Origin of the sequence: Pedobacter montanisoli (assembly GCF_022809115.1) — a bacterium.
Classification (GTDB): Bacteria; Bacteroidota; Bacteroidia; order Sphingobacteriales; family Sphingobacteriaceae; genus Pedobacter; species Pedobacter montanisoli.
On sequence record NZ_JALGBH010000001.1, the window covers coordinates 1,041,907 to 1,059,343 of the forward strand.

General features: G+C 37.2%; 13 protein-coding genes. 3 read left to right on the forward strand and 10 right to left on the reverse strand.

The genetic code is table 11. The features are described from left to right. Nucleotides 1–83 precede the first annotated feature (83 nt). Nucleotides 84–485 carry a GreA/GreB family elongation factor gene (locus MMF97_RS04575; protein ID WP_243359885.1) on the forward strand — a complete coding sequence of 134 codons (402 nt, stop codon included), beginning with the start codon at nucleotides 84–86 and terminating at the stop codon, nucleotides 483–485. A 56-nt stretch (nucleotides 486–541) separates the two neighbouring features. Here MMF97_RS04575 and MMF97_RS04580 read toward each other — a convergent pair whose 3' ends face one another. The 9 genes from MMF97_RS04580 to MMF97_RS04620 all read right to left on the reverse strand — a co-directional run bounded on the left by MMF97_RS04580 (nucleotide 542) and on the right by MMF97_RS04620 (nucleotide 14,085). Beyond that, complete coding sequence (locus MMF97_RS04580; RefSeq protein ID WP_243359887.1) at nucleotides 542–787, reverse strand: hypothetical protein; 246 nt, start codon at nucleotides 785–787, stop codon at nucleotides 542–544. Nucleotides 788–835: 48 nt separating this feature from the next. Then, nucleotides 836–1,246, reverse strand: a complete 411-nt coding sequence (locus MMF97_RS04585) for a c-type cytochrome (protein WP_243359889.1) — start codon at nucleotides 1,244–1,246, stop codon at nucleotides 836–838. 4 nt (nucleotides 1,247–1,250) lie between these two features. Beyond that, nucleotides 1,251–2,417 (reverse strand): PQQ-dependent sugar dehydrogenase, encoded by a 1,167-nt coding sequence (locus tag MMF97_RS04590; RefSeq protein WP_243359891.1) that lies wholly within the window; start codon nucleotides 2,415–2,417, stop codon nucleotides 1,251–1,253. A 62-nt stretch (nucleotides 2,418–2,479) separates the two neighbouring features. After that, the gene (locus tag MMF97_RS04595) at nucleotides 2,480–3,043 is read right to left on the reverse strand and encodes a GNAT family N-acetyltransferase (RefSeq protein WP_243359893.1); all 564 of its coding nucleotides are present in this window, start codon (nucleotides 3,041–3,043) and stop codon (nucleotides 2,480–2,482) included. Between the two features lie 64 nt (nucleotides 3,044–3,107). Continuing rightward, on the reverse strand, nucleotides 3,108–6,284 hold the full coding sequence (locus MMF97_RS04600) for a S41 family peptidase (RefSeq protein WP_243359895.1): 3,177 nt from the start codon (nucleotides 6,282–6,284) through the stop codon (nucleotides 3,108–3,110). A 67-nt stretch (nucleotides 6,285–6,351) separates the two neighbouring features. Beyond that, entirely contained in the window at nucleotides 6,352–9,213 is a 2,862-nt protein-coding gene (locus tag MMF97_RS04605) for a PD-(D/E)XK nuclease family protein (RefSeq protein WP_243359896.1), read from the reverse strand. 16 nt (nucleotides 9,214–9,229) lie between these two features. After that, entirely contained in the window at nucleotides 9,230–12,445 is a 3,216-nt protein-coding gene (locus tag MMF97_RS04610) for a UvrD-helicase domain-containing protein (protein WP_243359905.1), read from the reverse strand. A gap of 137 nt (nucleotides 12,446–12,582) precedes the next feature. After that, nucleotides 12,583–13,383 (reverse strand): tRNA threonylcarbamoyladenosine dehydratase, encoded by an 801-nt coding sequence (locus tag MMF97_RS04615; RefSeq protein ID WP_243359907.1) that lies wholly within the window; start codon nucleotides 13,381–13,383, stop codon nucleotides 12,583–12,585. Between the two features lie 42 nt (nucleotides 13,384–13,425). Continuing rightward, entirely contained in the window at nucleotides 13,426–14,085 is a 660-nt protein-coding gene (locus tag MMF97_RS04620) for a TatD family hydrolase (RefSeq protein ID WP_243359910.1), read from the reverse strand. Between the two features lie 152 nt (nucleotides 14,086–14,237). Between MMF97_RS04620 and MMF97_RS04625 the strand changes: the two genes are divergently transcribed. Further along, a complete protein-coding gene (locus tag MMF97_RS04625) occupies nucleotides 14,238–14,723 on the forward strand; it encodes a thioredoxin family protein (protein WP_243359911.1) in 486 nt (161 codons plus the stop codon). 39 nt (nucleotides 14,724–14,762) lie between these two features. On the opposite strand, the gene MMF97_RS04630 is transcribed toward MMF97_RS04625, so the two are convergent. Continuing rightward, nucleotides 14,763–16,475, reverse strand: coding sequence for a glycoside hydrolase family 3 protein (locus MMF97_RS04630; protein ID WP_243359913.1), 1,713 nt, complete (start codon nucleotides 16,473–16,475; stop codon nucleotides 14,763–14,765). 321 nt (nucleotides 16,476–16,796) lie between these two features. On the opposite strand from MMF97_RS04630, the gene MMF97_RS04635 reads away from it, so the two are divergent. After that, the gene (locus tag MMF97_RS04635; protein WP_243359915.1) at nucleotides 16,797–17,420 is read left to right on the forward strand and encodes a porin family protein; all 624 of its coding nucleotides are present in this window, start codon (nucleotides 16,797–16,799) and stop codon (nucleotides 17,418–17,420) included. The last annotated feature ends 17 nt before the right edge of the window (nucleotides 17,421–17,437 follow it).

A 17,437-nucleotide genomic window follows, 5' to 3' on the forward strand; every position in this document is an offset into this window, starting at 1 on the left:
GATGTTTAAGCCTCGGCATTGCGCTGAGGCATGTTTCAAAAACTGAGAGAACAGGAATTTTAATCAATTTTAAAACATACATCATGAGTACTATTGCAGTAAAAACCAATGAAACCCCTATCATTATTACCAGAGGAATTTATGACCTATTGAAAATCTTTATCAACAAAAAGAAGTTAAGCAGGCATAATGAACTGAAGTTAGATCAGGAATTAAAATATGCCAATCAGGTTCTAAGAAAAGATGTGCCTGAAAAGATTGTGGATCTCAACAAAAAAGTAAAGGTAAAAGAACTTGAAACAGGAGCAGAATATGAATATAATCTGGTTGCCCCTCAAAAAGCCAGGAGAAAACATAATACCCTTTCTATCTTATCGCCAATAGGTATCGCTTTGTTGGGTTATGAGGAAGGTGCTGAGCTAAGTTGGGAAATGCCCGAAGGGGTTAAGTTCTATAAAATATTAGAAGTAACTCCCTTAGCATAAGTTATGGGCTCTGATTACAGAAGGTACTTGGGAATCATTTTACCAATGGCTTATTTTCAGGTATCTTCTGTTCTTTCTTTGCCAGCTTTTGTCTGTTCTACATGATCTGCCAGTTTATATCCCTTTTTCATTTCTTTTTTTGGGTTTTTAGAATCAATAATTAGTAAAATGACTAATGAGATAATTGGAATAAGAAAGGAAATGAAAAACCAGAACCAAAAATTCTTCCCTATACTTTTTGCATAGATACCGGCCACAAGTTGTGGAATCATCAAAACAGTAAGCAGAAGCAATTCTGGCATATCGTAAATTTTGTGCAATTTACACTGCCTGATTTTAAGTACAAACTCTTATTGCTTTTCTTTGATATCAGCCACCGCTTTAACCGTGATTAACTTACTGTTTTTATTGCCAAAAGCATTTCTAATGTAATTCATTACATCTGCTATTTCATCATCTTCAAGTCCTGAAGGGGCCATTGCACTTTTATAAGTTTCACCATTTACCTGTATAGCGCCTTGTAAACCAAATTTGATGGCATGTATAGATTTTTCGGGATATTTAATTAAAAAATCAGCATTTGCTAAAGGAGGAAAGGTACCTTTTACACCCTGTCCGTTGCCTAAATGACAAGTAATACAGTTCTCGGTATAGATTTGTTTCCCCCGGTTGATGCTTTTGGTTAGTTCATCATTTTGTGGGCAGGAAAAAAAAGTTAAACCATATATTGCTGCACAGATAAAACTGATAACTATTTTCATTGTTTTAAGCTTTAGGTTTAACTCTTACAATAGAACCTGTGTTTTCCAATACCACATAGAGGTAGCCATCAGGTCCTTGTTTAACATCTCTTACACGACCAATCTTATCTAGGATCACTTCTTTTTTTACTACTTTATTATCTTTGATGCTGAGGTGTTCAAGGTACATGAATTTTAACGAACCTACAATCAGGTCGCCTTTCCAACCTTTAAACCGGTCGCTTGTAATAAAGGTCATGCCGCAGGGTGCTATAGATGGAGTCCAGTGAATAACGGGTTGTTCCATTCCAGGTGCTGCGGTTTTATCAGAAATGATAGAGTTATCGTAATCTATGCCATAAGTAATTAAAGGCCAGCCATAATTTTTGCCTTTCTCAATGATATTTAACTCATCGCCTCCTTGTGGGCCATGCTCATGCTCCCAGATTACCCTTGTTGCCGGATGGATAACCAATCCTTGTGGATTACGATGTCCGTAAGTCCAGATTTCAGGTCTTGCATTTTTCTGGTTTACAAAAGGATTATCAGCAGGGATCTTGCCATCTTCATGTAAGCGTACAATTTTGCCTTGTGCTTTGGCTAAGTTTTGAGCTTCTTCTTTTTGCCCTCTTTCACCTAAAGAAAGATAAACATAACCTTTCCCATCAAAAAGAATACGTCCGCCAAAATGTATGTTTGCTCTTACATTAGGCTGGGCTTTGTATAAATGTTCTATGTTGGTAAGGGTATGTCCGTTAAGTTTAGCTCTGATCAGTTCTGTATTGGCACCGTTATCATCGCCCGTTTCACCGTCTTTTTTAGGAGAGGCAAAACTCATATAAATCCAGCCGTTTTCTTTATAGTGAGGGTGTAAGACTATATCCAGTAAGCCACCCTGTCCGCGGTAATAAACTTTAGGGATTCCGGTAATTTCCTGTGGGTCTAAAATCCCATTTTTTACAAGGCGTAATTTTCCGCCACGTTCAGTAACCAGGATGTTTCCATCAGGTAGAAATGCCATTGCCCAAGGCATGTTGAGTCCACTAACTACAGTTTTAACCTCAAATTCTGGAGGATTATCGGAGTTCTGTGCTTTGTTGATACAACTGATTAACAATAAACCAAAGCTTAATGTAAACAGTGCAATCAGTATTTTATATTGCTTTTTGAATAAATGGATAAGGAGTTTCATAGTAATGACTTTACTTAAATTTAATTAAAAATTATGAAACTCGCTTAATGATAGTGGATTAGTTACAATGAAATGTCACTTTTAAGCAATCCATAGATTTCACTATCCAGAAATTTTCCATTGAAATAATAATTTTCTCTAAAGTAAGCTTCTTTAACGAAACCATGTTTCAATAACAATGCTCTTGATGCATCGTTACCGGGGTTGATATTGGCATTTATACTGTGAAGATTAATCTCATTAAAACCAAAATCTATAGAGGCTTTGAGTGCTTCGCTGATAATGCCTTTACGCCAGTAATCTGGGTGCAGCATGTAACCAATCTCAGCACGGTGGTTAGGCAGGTCTGTTCGCCAATAGCCAATAGAGCCAATCATTTGTTGTGGGGTATCTTTTAAAGCAATGATCCATGCTAAACTCTGTCCCTGCTTAAAGTCCTGGTTAAGTTTGCGGATAAAGGCATAGATATCCTCTATTGTTTTGGGTCTTTCTCTGTCGATATAGCGCATCACTTCTTCGTCTTTGCGCATATCAAACAATGCAGTCGCATCATCGATGTTATGTTCTCTCAAAATCAGGCGTTCTGTTTCCAGAACCGGGAAGGGGCTAAAAGATAGTTCTAACATGTTTGAAATTATTAATTAACTGTTGGGAATAATCATCCCAACAGTTAAAATGGGTTTACATATTCTATTTCAGGTCTTTCATGATCTCCGCAATAGCTCTTTCCAGTTGCGGATCGCGACCAGCTAAACGGTCTTCGAAAGTATTCTTCACATAAATATCAGGAGAAACACCTTCTTTTTCTAAGTTTTTGCCGTCCATGGTGTAACATCCCCATGAAGGTAAACGATATGAAGAACCATCAACCAGGCCTTTTGCCGAAGTGAAAATAATCCAACGATAAGTTTCTGTACCTATTATTTTGCCTAATTTAAGTTGTTTAAAACCTGCTGCAGTCATTTCTGCATCACTTAGCGATTGTTCATTGATCAGCAATACAATAGGTTTAGCGGCTGGAGCAAAATTACTTTGCGGTGAAATGGCGCCGCCTCTGTATTTCCATTTCAGGTACGGGCGTTGCGATAAAAAGCGCAGAACCTCGTCATGCACATTACCTCCGGTGTTGTATCTTAAATCCAGAATAACCGCATCTTTGTTGTTTTCTTGCTCTACCATATCCAATAAGAAGGTTTCCAGCTCACCTTTGCTCATGTTTTTCATGTATGAATAGGCGATTCGGTTTTTACCCCATTCTTCTACATTTTTACGGTTATTGGCGATCCATTCATCATATAAATTTGATTTTAATGCGCCAGAGCTTTGCGGATGGATGTTTACATCTACCGATTTACCATTGCGCAAAAAGGTTAAGCTCATTTCTTTATCTAAAGAAGGTTTGGTAAAGTAGTAATCTCTGTCTGTGGCAGCATCTACTTTAACACCGTTCACGTGGGTTAGCACGTCTCCTTTGGCAATTTTGTCTTTTAACAGGGCTGCATTACTTTTAGCAACAATTCGTTCTACCTGGTATGGGTTTTCATTGTTGAAGATGATCCCTGTTTCATTGGTCACAAAATTTAGGCTTTTGCGTTCTTCGGTCCCAAAGCTGTTAAAGCCCATATGCGAAGAATTTAATTCGCCTAGCATGTCGTTTAGAAGGATACGTAAATCTGTACGGTTGTTAAGGTAAGGCAAATATGCCGCGTACCTTTTTTTCATTTTTTCCCAATCTACACCATGAAAATTTTCGTCATAGAAATTTTCATCTAAGCCTACCCAGGTTTCATAGAACATCTGGTTAAACTCTGCATTCAGGTTTTTAGTGAATTTATAGGTATGGTCTATCTTATCCAATTTATTGGCATCGATATTATACTTGCTGATTGCGCCACGGGCTATTACAAAATATTTGCCTGCAACTTCTGCAATACCAAAACCACCTTCGGTAACTTTTTCTGTTTTATTGTTCTCAAAAGGCTCTATAACCGTTCTGTAGGTTGACATTGGAAAGCCTTCGTGACTGGATGAATAAAACACATAAGTTTTGTCGCCTTTGGCCAAAACATCTGTAAGATATTGTGTGCCAAACGCTGGACTTACCAGCTCTATGCGGTCTAAAATACGTTGTGTATTGATGGTGATGAGTTTGGTAGCCGGTTTTTCTTCTGCCTTTTTCTTTGCAGTATCTGTAGGTTTTTTATCTTCTTTTGCCGGAGTGGTTTCTTTTGGTGCTACAGGAGCATTTTCTTTAAACAACTCATCAAATTTATCTGAGCGATAAGGCGTATCATAGTAATCTAAAGCCATGCGGTAAACATGGGCATCTTCCATGCCAAGCGGATAAGATGGCTTTGTACGTGAGCTGGTAAAGTAGATGTAACGCCCATCTGGCGACCAAATTGGCCCTGCTTCTGTAACTCCTGTATTGGTTAAGTTAATCGTTTTGTTAGCCTTAATATCGTGCACAAAAATATCTTGCTCAAAGTTGCGGTAAGCGGTAAATAACAAATACTGATCATTAGGAGAGAAGCTAGGAGAAGAGTTCTGGATAGCCCAAAATTCATCTCTTACCACGGTTTTGCTCTGGAATGTTTTCAGATCCATGATGCGCAGCTCGTTACGGCCGCTCAAATATACTGCCTGTGTTCTGGCTTTGTTAAAGCTGATGTCATGGTTATTGGCTTTGTCGGTAGTTAATTGCTTAGGTGCAGATTTACCATCGCCTGTAATGGTAAACCAGTTCTGGTAACCTTCTGTGGTTTGGTTAAACAAGATGGTTTTGTTGTCGGCCAGCCATTTCAGTTCTAAAGCGCGTTCGCCACTGTTGCTGATTTTACGGATGAATTTTCCATCTACATCACTTACAAAAAGCTCCCCTCTTGAAATGAAAGCCATTTTTTTACCATCGGGTGAAACATCAAAGTTGGAAATATTTGCCCTTACTTCATACTCTTGTTCTTTGGCAAGAGTTTGGTTTCTAAAAGTAGAAATATCTACTTTTTCTGCTTTTTTATTGGCAACATCATACACATATAACTGGTAATCTTTTTCAAAAACTACAGTATTGCCATTGGCAGCAACAAAAGGTCTTTTAATGGATGTATCGAATTTAGTAAGTGCAGTTTTTTTGCCATTTATGAAAGTATAGAGATTATATTCATCATTGGCTTCATCAGAAACAAAATAAATGTTGCCCTTTTGGTCTATGGTAGTCCAGAAATCTTTTCCTATATAATCTGTATATCGTTTATAAGTTTTTGTTTTAGGGTTGTACGATTGAATATCTGGATTGTATGCGCCTTTGTAACGTTTACGGTTGGTAAAGTTTCTGCTTTCCCAGGTATCATTGAAAAAGAGATTACCATCCGGAGCTTCGGCAATGTTATGCGTGGTGTTAAAATAGTTGTCAAATAGACGAACTGCTGTACCGCCATTGATGTTTACTTTATAGCTAGAATAATTATTGTACCTGCTCGATGTGAAATAAATTGTTTTAGAATCCCAACTCCAGTTGTCCACTTCATCTGCTGCGTCATTAAAGGTCAACTGTTTGATGTCGCCGCCACTCATAGGCATTATATATACATCAAAATTTCCATATTGATTAGAAGAAAAAGCCAACCATTTTCCATCAGGAGATATTTTAGGGTTGATTTCTTCGCCTTGCATGGCTGTAATACGTGAAGCCAGGCCGCCTTTTACAGGGACTTTCCAGATGTCGCCATCGTAGCTAAATACAATGGTTTGTCCGTCTGGTGAGAGAGCGGGATAGGAAGCAAAATAAGTTTGTTTTTGGGCATACGTTAATGCCGGGAGCAGTAAAAGTAAACCTGCAATGCTGCTCCATATTTTTTTAATCTTCATGTTTTAATTATGGTTGGTTTAATATGGTGAACGGGGTTTTTACAAACCTAAAAAATATCTGACATTTTTATCGGTTAAACAATGTTTTGTATATAGAGTATTGGTAATTGTCTGGTATGGCACTAACCTTGAATGGTATGTTCAGGTCAAATAATTCTTGTAGTTTTAGCTGTAGGTTAGCTAAAAACTCGGCCTTGGTCTCTGCAAGGTACTCGTGTTTAAGTGTTTGTCTACCACTTTTAAAATGCACATTACCATCGCTCATGGTTCTTACCACGTACAGATTTGGCTCAACATCTTTCATGCCTGATTGTATTTCAAAAGCATAGGTGTACAATAATGTTTGAATCAGAGCCTTGTTGATGTGTTTGTCATCCGTATCAAAAAGCTTATCAATGGCGCCGTAACTTAGCTTGTCTTTGCCTGTTTTATAATCAATGATTCTAACTATGCCATCTTTTTCATCAACCCTGTCAACAATACCATAGATTTTGATGCTTTCCTGTTTGCCATTTAGTTCAAAAGGAATTTCTACGCTAATTTTGTATTCTAGGTCAATGATTTTAAACGGAGCTTCATTTTCGTCTCTGTCGAGGATGATATTGGCATAAGCATTTACTATCGCCATCACCACTTCTTGCATACCCGAAAATTCGCTGGTATTTAAAGGAAGTTTTCTTGTTTCGCAAAATGCCGCATTAATTACAGCTCTTAAATTTTTACGCTGCTCATGAATTTGTGCTTTGTTTACCTGTAAGCCTTTAAATGGCTCATAAAACTTTTCCATTACCAGGTGCAAAATAGTGCCCAGTTCATTGGCTTCTATAGTTCCTGTAACTTCCTGTGGCTCTTTGATGCCTGCTATGTAGTTAAAAAAGAAATCTACAGGATTGGCTATATATGTAGAGAGTGCAGAAGGAGAGATGGTTTTTTGCTTGGTTAAAAATCTGTTGAGGGCTGCTATGATTTGAGGGTTGTTTTTGTTGATTTCCAGATCTTTTCCTTGTTCGGTAGCGATATTTAAATTAAGTTCATAATAGTTAAAATCATAGCCACTTTCATAAGCCAATTGTTTTAATATTCTACTGGCTTCTCCGGTTGTGCTTTCATCCGTTAAAGCATTATAGACAAAATTTATATTTTTCGACCTCTGTAATAGACGATATACCATATAAGAAGAAATGGCATCTAAGTTTTCTAATACAGGTAAGCCAAATACACGCCTGATGCTATCTGGAATAAAGCTACTGCCAATAGATGTTTTAGGGATAATACCTTCATTAAAGCCTAAAAATACAACTTTATCAAAATTCAGGTTACGGGTTTCTAACAAGCCCATAAGCTGTATGCCATTTAAAGGATCGCCGCTTAAAGGTACGCTGATACTTTGTAAAGCTTTTTGAATAAGGGTAATTACAAACTCAAGTTCTTCGCTGGCTATGTATGAGGTTATGGTATCATTTAAACGGTTTAGTTCTTGTATAGTTTTTACCAGTAATTCGGCATCGATCTTTTTTAAAGTCTTTCGATTGGATAGGCGTTGAAGAAGGAACTCCATCACATCTAACAATTGTGGTATAAGTTTTGAAGATTCTTCTACTCTGGTATAAAACTTTTCAAAAATGCCTTTTTGGTTAAGTAAACGTTGACTATCTACTTCAACAGCATTTTCTTCCAGTAATTTTTTTAAGATCTTGCTTTTATTGGCTTGGGTTATTCCGGTTAAAGGATGACTTAGAAAGGCTTCTATGTTTTCATAGCCTACCTTGCTTTTGCTATCTTTTGATCTGAGCTCCAATTGCGTGCTGAGCCAAAGATCTGCAAGGCCGTAAACTGTAGAGATATTCAAAGGAAATCCCATGGTTACGTTCAGTTCAACCGCATGGTCCTGAAAATTTACAGGGATGGTTTGTAATGCAGGGATCAATAATGATTCATCCGCTAAAATTACAGCTGTGGTACTTACTTCCTCGTGTTTTAAATAATCCTTTTCAAGAATATTATTCAGAATTTTGGCCTGAGCGGCCTGCCCTTGCACCTGATAAACATTTACAGGTCTGTTTTGCGCTTTCAGATAACTTACTTCATTGTCAAATTCATTTTTGAGCTGGAGCTGCTCAATATTTTTACGCAAGAACAGTCCCGCTTCCTGTAAAGGATCGTTTAGGTAATAGCTGTCTGTATCAAAATAAAAAATAGCTTTTCCGCTTTCTTGTAATTGGGTAAATAATTTAGCTTCAGCTCTACTTAGCGCATTAAATCCTACAAATACAATTTTACCTTTTTCAAAGTCTTTGATAAAATCTACTTCGCCAATATTTGTGTTAGCTAAATATCTGTATGCACCGGCGTTGGTGATGCAATGCTTTTCTTTTAACCTTTGATGAAATAAATGATACAGCTTTGGCATACGTCGCCACATCTGTATAAACAGTTCTTGTTGGCGTTTATGCCTGCCTTCTGAGTACGATTGCCAGAACTGCGAAAGGAACTGATATTGCTCTGAAGTGAGGTAATCGAATTCTAAATTGATCTTGGAAATGTCTTCCAATTCCCGGTATAACTTATCGGCATCAATCAGATCATTATCTATTTGACTAAAATCGCTTAAGATAATTTTGGCCAAAGGAAAAAAGTGACTGCTTTTGAGCGGTTGTAAATCTTCTTCTTTAAGTAACTGGTTGTAAATTTCAAGTAGCGTGAAGAACTGTAAATAAAAATCTGCTACTTTTTCTGGCACGGCAGCAGAAAAGAATTCTTGTATGGTATAGATCTTAGGACTAAAAAATGGCTTTTGGACAATATCAGCTAAGTATTTCTGGATATAGGTAGCTGGACGTTTGTTGTTAAAAACAATAGCACAATGCTGTATATCCAAACCAAATTTGTTATAGAGATCTTGGGCAACTTCTTTTAAAAATGGAGTCATGATATATTGCTAATGTTTAAACCTCTACCAATTCTTGAGTTACAGCATAAAACAGGTACGACCGGATATGTTCATAGCCCATTTGTTTTAAAAGTTCTTTATACGTTTGGAGCTGTTGAATGTGTAAATCGCTTTTTGCAAGGGTAAACTTATAATCAAGAATGATAACTTGATCCGCTTTGATTATAATCCTATCGGGGCGATGGAGTTTTCCATTGACATCAATGATATTCTGCTCAATAATATGCGCTGAAGAACCGGCAAACAGGTCCTTTAATTCAGGATGATTCAACACCTCTAATACATCTGTCTTTAATTTGTCCTTCTCATCTGATGTGATATCGCCATCAATCAGTAATTTCCAAAGGTAATTTTCAACTCCGGTTTCTGTATTGGCATTGGCTAAAATATCATGTAAAATAGAACCTTTGCGACCCGATTTTTCGATATTTAAGATATGCTTTAAATGCTTTTCCTGTGGAGGAACATATAACTCGGATAAGCGTTCTGTTGTAGGATATTGTGCCAAACTGATCAGTTGTTTTTCTTCATCTGTACCAACTGTACTTACATATTCATCAATCATATATTCATTGGTTTCATCAAAAGACAAATCGAGATCTGTTAAAGACTTAGCGAGGATATCACCAATTACAGTAATCTTAGAACGGTCTGTTTTATCCATTACACCCAAATACATATAATCGATGGCTCTTGTGGTAGCCACATATAGCATATTCAGGCTATCCATACCACTATATAGCACTTCTTCAAAGTAAGATTTAGCTACTTTACTGTTGGCTAAAGCATCGCTAAACCGTAAAGGCATGCCGCCTAATTGGTGGTAGGCTGTTTCATGTGCTGGTACCCAAAATATGCTGTCTGATTTTGTTTTTAAACTCCACAAGCAAAACGGAATAAACACAGCTCTGAAAGCTAACCCTTTAGATTTATGTATGGTAATAATTTGTACAGCTTCTGCTTTTTCGGGAGATGGTAAAGATTTCTTACAGCCATCTTCATCCCACCATTTTAAAAAAGAAACAATGCCTTTTTCTCCTAATCTGGTAGCTTGTCCGGCTAGATCTCTAAAAGCTAATAGATAAGGCAGGTGCACATCTGATTGGCCTATGCCATAACTTTCGATCAGGTTCTCGATCAGCTCTGAAAGTGGCAGCTGTAACCAGGTTTGCCAGTTTTCGCATAAAGACTGTGGCAATACATCTGCAAGCTGCGAAAGGTCTTTGGTTTTAAGATCAAAATACTGGCTAACATTTACCTCTTTTTGCTGAATGTAATGGTATAAGGAAATAGCGTTGGCTTTATATAATGCGGTTTGTTCATTTAAACCCACCAAAATTTTCAGGGTGTTGATGATCAATTGTATAGCCGAATTGCTGGCGATTAAGAGCGCATCGCCCGATAAAACAGGAATGCCTTCTTCCATTAAACGGTTTACACATAATTCGGCTTCGGCGTTTGAACGAACCAATATCGCAATGTCTTTGGCCTGGTATTTTTTGTTGGCGATCAGGTCTTTGATTTCTATAATCACATCTGTAAGAACCTGGTCTCTGAATACGGTTTCGGTGTAACGGCCGCTTTCTTCTTCTTTCCCAAATCGTTTAACCTTAATTACACCACCAGATTTGGTGCTGCTGGCTAAATTCTGACTGGCGCCATTATAAATAGAAGTGATGATCTGGCTAAAGCCCATTTGCTGCCACCACTGTTCAAGCGTTGCATTTTCTGCGAGCAGATTGTTGAGCTGCGTTTGCAACAGTAGGGGAATAGACTGATACAGATAATTATTAAATTTGATGATATTTGATGTACTGCGATAGTTCTCCTCTAAACTGTCTTCCAAAACCTGTTCAAAACCTACGTCACTTTTTGCCTGTTGGTACAAAATGTTCCAATCTCCGCCTCGCCAACGATAAATGGATTGCTTGGTATCGCCCACAATTAAGTTATCGATCATTTTTTCGCTGGGAGCTGCCATTGCATTTTTAAGTAATGACCTAAAGCTTTTCCATTGGCTACCAGAGGTATCCTGAAATTCATCGAACAGGAAATTTTGATATTTTGAACCTACTTTCTCCCAGATAAAAGAGGGATTTTCTCCTGCATCATCTGTAATTCCAGTAATTAGTTTCTGCGCGTCGCTAATCAACAGATTGTCATTCTCATTACGGTATTCACTTAACAGTAATGCAACTTCCTGCATAATACGCATATAATACAGGTTTTTGTTAAATGCAGCGGCAAGCGTATAGGCAGGTAAATTGCTCTCGTGGTAAGCTCTTAATCTTTTGATCAGCGCATTAAATTCCTGGTAAAAACCAGGTAGGTCAACACCTTTTTGAAACCAATTATCAGGGTCATCCTCCATTTTGAAGATATCGGCAACCTTTTCAAAATTTTGATTGGCCAGCAACTGTATTTTTAATAAAGGATTTCTCGATTTTCCTTTGAGCTGATCTACGGTAATGTTGTGCTTTTCAAATAACTTAAAGCCTTCTTCACCTAATGCGGTCAGGTCATTTTCATAATCTGTTAATTGCTTTTTGGTGATAAGTACGTATTGCTTAAAAAGCTCATCAACGTTTTCGAGCCCAGTTTGGTGCAGTGCTTCTTCAAATACTTCAAAGCTTTCCTTAAAAATTTCGCCGATGAGACGTGAAAGCTCATCTTTATAGTTCCAGCTTTTATTTTCGCTAATGCGTTCAAGTGCCAGATCTATGATCCACTGCAGTAAATTTTTATTATGATCTAAATTCTTATCAAGTTTGGCTACCAGTTCATCCTTAACTTTATCATAATTCATCTCTAAATTATAATCTGCGTTTAGCCCCAGTTCAAAGGCAAAACCTCTAATTACCTTTTGCACAAAACCGTCTATGGTACTTACAGCAAAACGACTGTAATCATGCAGAATTCTGCGATAAATGAGGTCGGCTTGCAGCTTTAAGGTTTCTGCGTTAAAATGTGGATGAGCCTTTAAAATGATATTTTGGTAGGCTTCTGCTTTTTTATTGCCTTGAGCCAGGTCTTTTAACTCCGAGAGAATACGTGTTTTCATCTCTTCGGTAGCTTTATTGGTAAAAGTTACGGCCAATATTTCCCTGTACTTATTCTCATTGCTGAACAATAAGGTAAGATAATGCGCGGCAAGGCTAAAAGTTTTACCCGAGCCGGCAGAAGCCTGTAAGATTTTTAGGGGTTTGGGCATAAAATCAGTTTCGGATTTTAAACTTACAATTATTTGCCAAGCTTAGCTAAATCCGTGTGATATTTTACCAAAATTGTCCGATTGGACACTTTCAAAATGCAATTGGATGTCTTATTTAATTTTCTTAATTCTTGAATTTATTGGGCTTCTTTTTTCTGTTTGGCTTTAACAATCGATTTTTTGCTGATGCGTTCGGGTCTTTTTTCGATATCTACTTTATAACCTAATAAGTCACGAATAACCACTGAAGCACAAACGCCACCAAAGGCAGCTGGTAAGTAAGAAATGGTTCCATAAGCCGAGCGTTTGAAATTGCTCCCATCTGTCATAATGAGCGATTCCTTCATCACTTCTTCAATAGAAAAAACGGCTTTTATAGAGCTTGCATTGGCTAATTTTTTTAAACGTTTACGAACATATTGTGCAAATACACACTGATAGGTATCTGTTAAATAGGTTACACGCAGTTTGGTTGGATCTAATTTTCCACCTGCTCCCATGGAACTTACAATAGGAAGGTTAGATTGCAAGGCAGTTGATAGCAGGGTAACTTTAGGTGTAATGCTATCGATACAATCCATGATATAATCAAATCTTGTGGTTAAAATTTCACGACATTTCTGAGGTGTCAGGAAATCCTGGATAACATGGAGCTTTAACTGAGGATTAATAGCTAATAATCTTTCACGCATGATTTCTGCTTTGGCAACACCATGATTAGTTGAGAGTGCAGGTAATTGTCTGTTACGATTGCTGGGATCAACCACATCACCATCAACAATGGTCATTTCGCCCACACCACTTCTGCAAACAAATTCTGCAGCAAATGAACCCACACCTCCTAAACCTACTACCAGAACATGTTTGGTTTGTAATTTTTCAATTCCCTCATCACCTACCAATAGGGCAGAACGTGACAGCCATGCTAAATCAGACATTTAAATTATTGTTAATTCTAAAAAATAAGCTTTGTGGCTGAACTATAATAAGTTCAACTTTTTCCAGTTGGCAAAAATAATATCTTTAAGTCGTTCTATACTTATTTTCTTTAATTCTGCTGCTTTCTGGTAAATTTCTTCTATGCTAAAACTACTGTTGTCGGTTTCGAGAAAGAATACATCACCAATTTGTTGGAAGGCCAGTGCAGTTGATGGGCGTTTAATTAATCCTGAACCGAAAGAAAGTAAAAAACCATTATGCACAAGCTGTAAAGCCAATTCAGGTTTCTTATCAAAACCATGTATAATCATGGGAACGGATGGATTTAATTGTTTTTTTAAGGCGATTAGTTCGTCAAATGCTTTTACACAATGTAGAATTATAGGTTTATCTAGCTGAACAGCAAGCTGTATCTGCTTGGTTAGAATTTCTGTTTGCTCATTTAAAGGTGCGCCCCGTAGTTTATCCAGTCCACATTCTCCAATTAGCTTAACATTTTGCTGTTTGGACAACACCTTCAGGTATTTCATATGAGTTTGCAGCTCTGGTAAATTACCATACCAGGGATGTATGCCAATAGAAATAGGTCTGGTTTTAGGCATGGCCAGAAAGATATCCTGTGTAATGGAAAGGCTTTGTATAGCTGTTACCTCTTCACTTTGTTTTACAGTATGCGTATGTAGATCTAAAAAACGGGGCATGACAGAATGTAAAATTAATTAAAACATGCCTAGCTTCATCTGGCCGATTGAATAAATTTATTTACAGCTAAAAGTAAAATTCAAGTAGGAGGAATTAATTGTGCGTATGGATTCCTTACTTTTGTACGTTAACTATCATAAATTCAAAGACAATGAAAAAAATATTGCTGCTTTTAACCTGTGTTATAGGTATGCTGGTTGCCAATGCGCAGACAGATAATAAACCGGTTAAAATTTACAATGTAGAAGCCAATGCAAAGGCTGATCTAGATAAGGCGATAGCCAAAGCCAAGAAAGAAAATAAAAATGTTTTTGTTCAGGTGGGTGGTAACTGGTGTGTATGGTGCATCAGATTTCATGATTTAGTTGACGCAACTCCTGAATTAAAGAACTATCTGAATGAAAAATACGAAACTGTATTGGTGAATTACAGTCCGGAAAATAAAAATGAAGAAACCTTAAAACGATTGAAAAATCCCGGACGTTTTGGATTTCCGGTTTTTGTAATCTTAAATGGTGCAGGTGAAGTTATTCATATTCAGAACTCAGCCTACCTTGAAAAAGGCAATGGACATGACCCGAAACTGATTTTAGATTTCTTGAAAAACTGGACAGTAGCTGCGGTTAATTCAAAATAAAAAAAGGTGTCTGAAATTTTCAGACACCTTTTTTTATGATTATAAACCATCTCCTGATTTAAAATAGCTGTTGGCTGTAACCGGTAATTTTCCGGTAGGTATAAGCTGAATTTTAAATACCGAAGCGGCAGATTTCTGCATATAATCTTCTTTCTGATAAGCAACCAGAAGCGCTTTTGCATTTTCAATACCTGGAATGTTAGCCAAATTGTAAGGATTTGCAAACAAGGCAAAACCTACATCTTTTTTAGCCATTGCTGCAATAAAAGCTTTCACGTCCTGGTTTAAAGGAATGTTGTTTCCCGGACGGGTACGTGTATCAAAAATCCCTACGATAACTTGGTCTTCTGGTAGAATATTATTTACTACTGTAGTAATAGCTGCTGCATTTGCATTTTTATCAACGTTGTAAACAACAGCATTTTTATAGAATGAGGTAAGCTCTTTCTGGAAAGTTGTTTCATTTGGTGTGCCTACATTGATGATTACCGTTCTTTTATTTGGAGTTAGACGTTCAAGATAGCCATTGTTTCTCACCAAAGTCATGCTGGCATCAGCTAATTGTTTAAGCAAAGTATAACTTTCAGGTCTGTTAACACCTTCATAAACATTATTCTCATCAACAAAAACGTTTTTGTTTAATCCTGCCCAATATTTAGCAGTTAAGATTTTCTTTACGCTCTCATCAATTCTCTCCATGCTAATGCGATCTTCTCTAACGGCTTTTCTAACCATTTTAATGGCTCGTTTACTGTTTTCAGATAGTTCTAAAATATCGTTACCCGCAATTACGCCCATCACATCGGCCTCGCCATCTTTGAAATACTTTACCACACCTTTCATTTCCATTGCATCAGAAATGATGATGCCTTTAAAGCCTAACTTTTCTTTTAAAAGACCGGTAACAATTGGTTTAGAAAGCGTAGAAGGAAGATTGGGTGTAGGGTCTAATGCCGGAATATTCATGTGTGCAATCATCACACCTGATGCGCCTTGTTTGATCAGCTCTTTAAAAGGGTAAAGCTCCAAACTATCTAACCGTTCGGCAGTGAATTTAAGCTGAGGCAGATCGTAATGTGAATCTACATCTGTATCGCCATGCCCCGGAAAGTGTTTAATGCTGACCATTAAACCGCCATCTTGCATACCTTTTAAATAAGCAGCTCCCTTTTCGGCTACATTATATTTATTTTCGCCAAAAGAACGGTAGTTGATAACCGGGTTCTTGGCGTTGTTGTTTACATCTACATCAGGTGCAAGGTTCATGTGCATACCAATTCTCTTGTAATCTTTGGCCACTTCAAGCCCCATTTTGTAAATCAACTGTTTGTCTTGTATAGCGCCTAAAGCCATTTGGTATGGATAGGAAATGGTACTGTCCAAACGCATTCCTAAGCCCCACTCGCCATCAGAAGCAATCAATAAAGGTACTCTTGTTTTCTTTTGGTATTGATTGGTCAGGATTGCCTGACGGCCAGGTCCACCCTGAAAGAAAATCAATCCGCCAACTCTTTCTTTTTTGATAACTTTTCCGATAGAATCCTGAAAAGCCTTAGGCATATTTGTATGGGCTCTTACAAAAAACATTTGCGCAATCTTCTGGCGTTTGCTCAAACGATTAAATACAGAATCTACCCATTTAGGTTCATCTTTTAAAAGTTCTAAATACGATTTTTGCTGATTTTGTGCTTTTGCTGTACTCAGACCAAATATGGCCGAGAAGACAAGGCCACAAGTCAATAATTTCTTCATCAGGTTATTAAGTAATATGTGAGTTCTAAATTCAAAAATGCTAAATTTTTATCTCAACAGGTCAATAAATATCAATAAAATCAAAAAAGGAGTTAAAATTTTACAAAATTTCACGGACTGATTATTTTTAATTGAAAGTGAGGGTTGTATTTTTTTATAGACACTAAAAATAAGCGACGTTCACGCTTTTTAATTAGAATATATAATTGTAAATAACTGTTTTTAATGGGATTGGTAGGATTTCTTAACCATATCTTATCACAAACCCTGTTGAATTGGCATTATTATTACAGGTTGTTGTGGAACCAAAATTTATACACGATGAAAAAGTTATTAATTGCAGCAGTCGCTTTCGTATTTATGGCCGCAGGTGTAAAAGCCCAATCTACCGATAAAATTATCAGGGTAGGGGTTAAAGGCGGACTTAACTATTCCAATATCATAAAAGATGATGGAAATAATGATTTTAAATCAGATTATCTGGTAGGTTATAACGCAGGTGTAACCTTAGATATTAAATTATTACCAAACCTGGCTTTTACGCCTGAGTTGTTGTACTCAACCAAAGGTTACAAATTAACATCGAGCTTTGGTAAATTTACCCAGACCACGCATTTTATAGACCTTCCAATCTTGGCGAGCATTCAATTGGCTCCGGGATTGAATTTGGTAGCTGGCCCTCAGGTGTCTTTCCTGTTATCTACCAATAACAAATTTGAGAATGGGTTTGCAGTAACAGAGCAGAAAGTTGTTGAGGATGAATCTGATCGTTTTAAAAAGAGTTTATTGGGTGGGGTAATAGGTGCCCGTTTTGACGTGAACAGCCAATTTGGAATTTTTGGGCGATATGCGTTGGATTTCCAGAAAAATAATGAAAACGGAACCACAACTACACCCGAATTTAAAAATCAGGTATTTCAGGTTGGGTTAGGTGTAAAGTTTTAATTGTTTAAACATTTAAG

Coding starts and splice junctions, on each gene's coding strand:
- MMF97_RS04575 (WP_243359885.1), top strand. CDS start 84: ATGAGTACTATTGCAGTAAAAACCAATGAAACCCCTATCATTATTACC.
- MMF97_RS04580 (WP_243359887.1), bottom strand. CDS start 787: ATGCCAGAATTGCTTCTGCTTACTGTTTTGATGATTCCACAACTTGTG.
- MMF97_RS04585 (WP_243359889.1), bottom strand. CDS start 1,246: ATGAAAATAGTTATCAGTTTTATCTGTGCAGCAATATATGGTTTAACT.
- MMF97_RS04590 (WP_243359891.1), bottom strand. CDS start 2,417: ATGAAACTCCTTATCCATTTATTCAAAAAGCAATATAAAATACTGATT.
- MMF97_RS04595 (WP_243359893.1), bottom strand. CDS start 3,043: ATGTTAGAACTATCTTTTAGCCCCTTCCCGGTTCTGGAAACAGAACGC.
- MMF97_RS04600 (WP_243359895.1), bottom strand. CDS start 6,284: ATGAAGATTAAAAAAATATGGAGCAGCATTGCAGGTTTACTTTTACTG.
- MMF97_RS04605 (WP_243359896.1), bottom strand. CDS start 9,213: ATGACTCCATTTTTAAAAGAAGTTGCCCAAGATCTCTATAACAAATTT.
- MMF97_RS04610 (WP_243359905.1), bottom strand. CDS start 12,445: ATGCCCAAACCCCTAAAAATCTTACAGGCTTCTGCCGGCTCGGGTAAA.
- MMF97_RS04615 (WP_243359907.1), bottom strand. CDS start 13,383: ATGTCTGATTTAGCATGGCTGTCACGTTCTGCCCTATTGGTAGGTGAT.
- MMF97_RS04620 (WP_243359910.1), bottom strand. CDS start 14,085: ATGCCCCGTTTTTTAGATCTACATACGCATACTGTAAAACAAAGTGAA.
- MMF97_RS04625 (WP_243359911.1), top strand. CDS start 14,238: ATGAAAAAAATATTGCTGCTTTTAACCTGTGTTATAGGTATGCTGGTT.
- MMF97_RS04630 (WP_243359913.1), bottom strand. CDS start 16,475: ATGAAGAAATTATTGACTTGTGGCCTTGTCTTCTCGGCCATATTTGGT.
- MMF97_RS04635 (WP_243359915.1), top strand. CDS start 16,797: ATGAAAAAGTTATTAATTGCAGCAGTCGCTTTCGTATTTATGGCCGCA.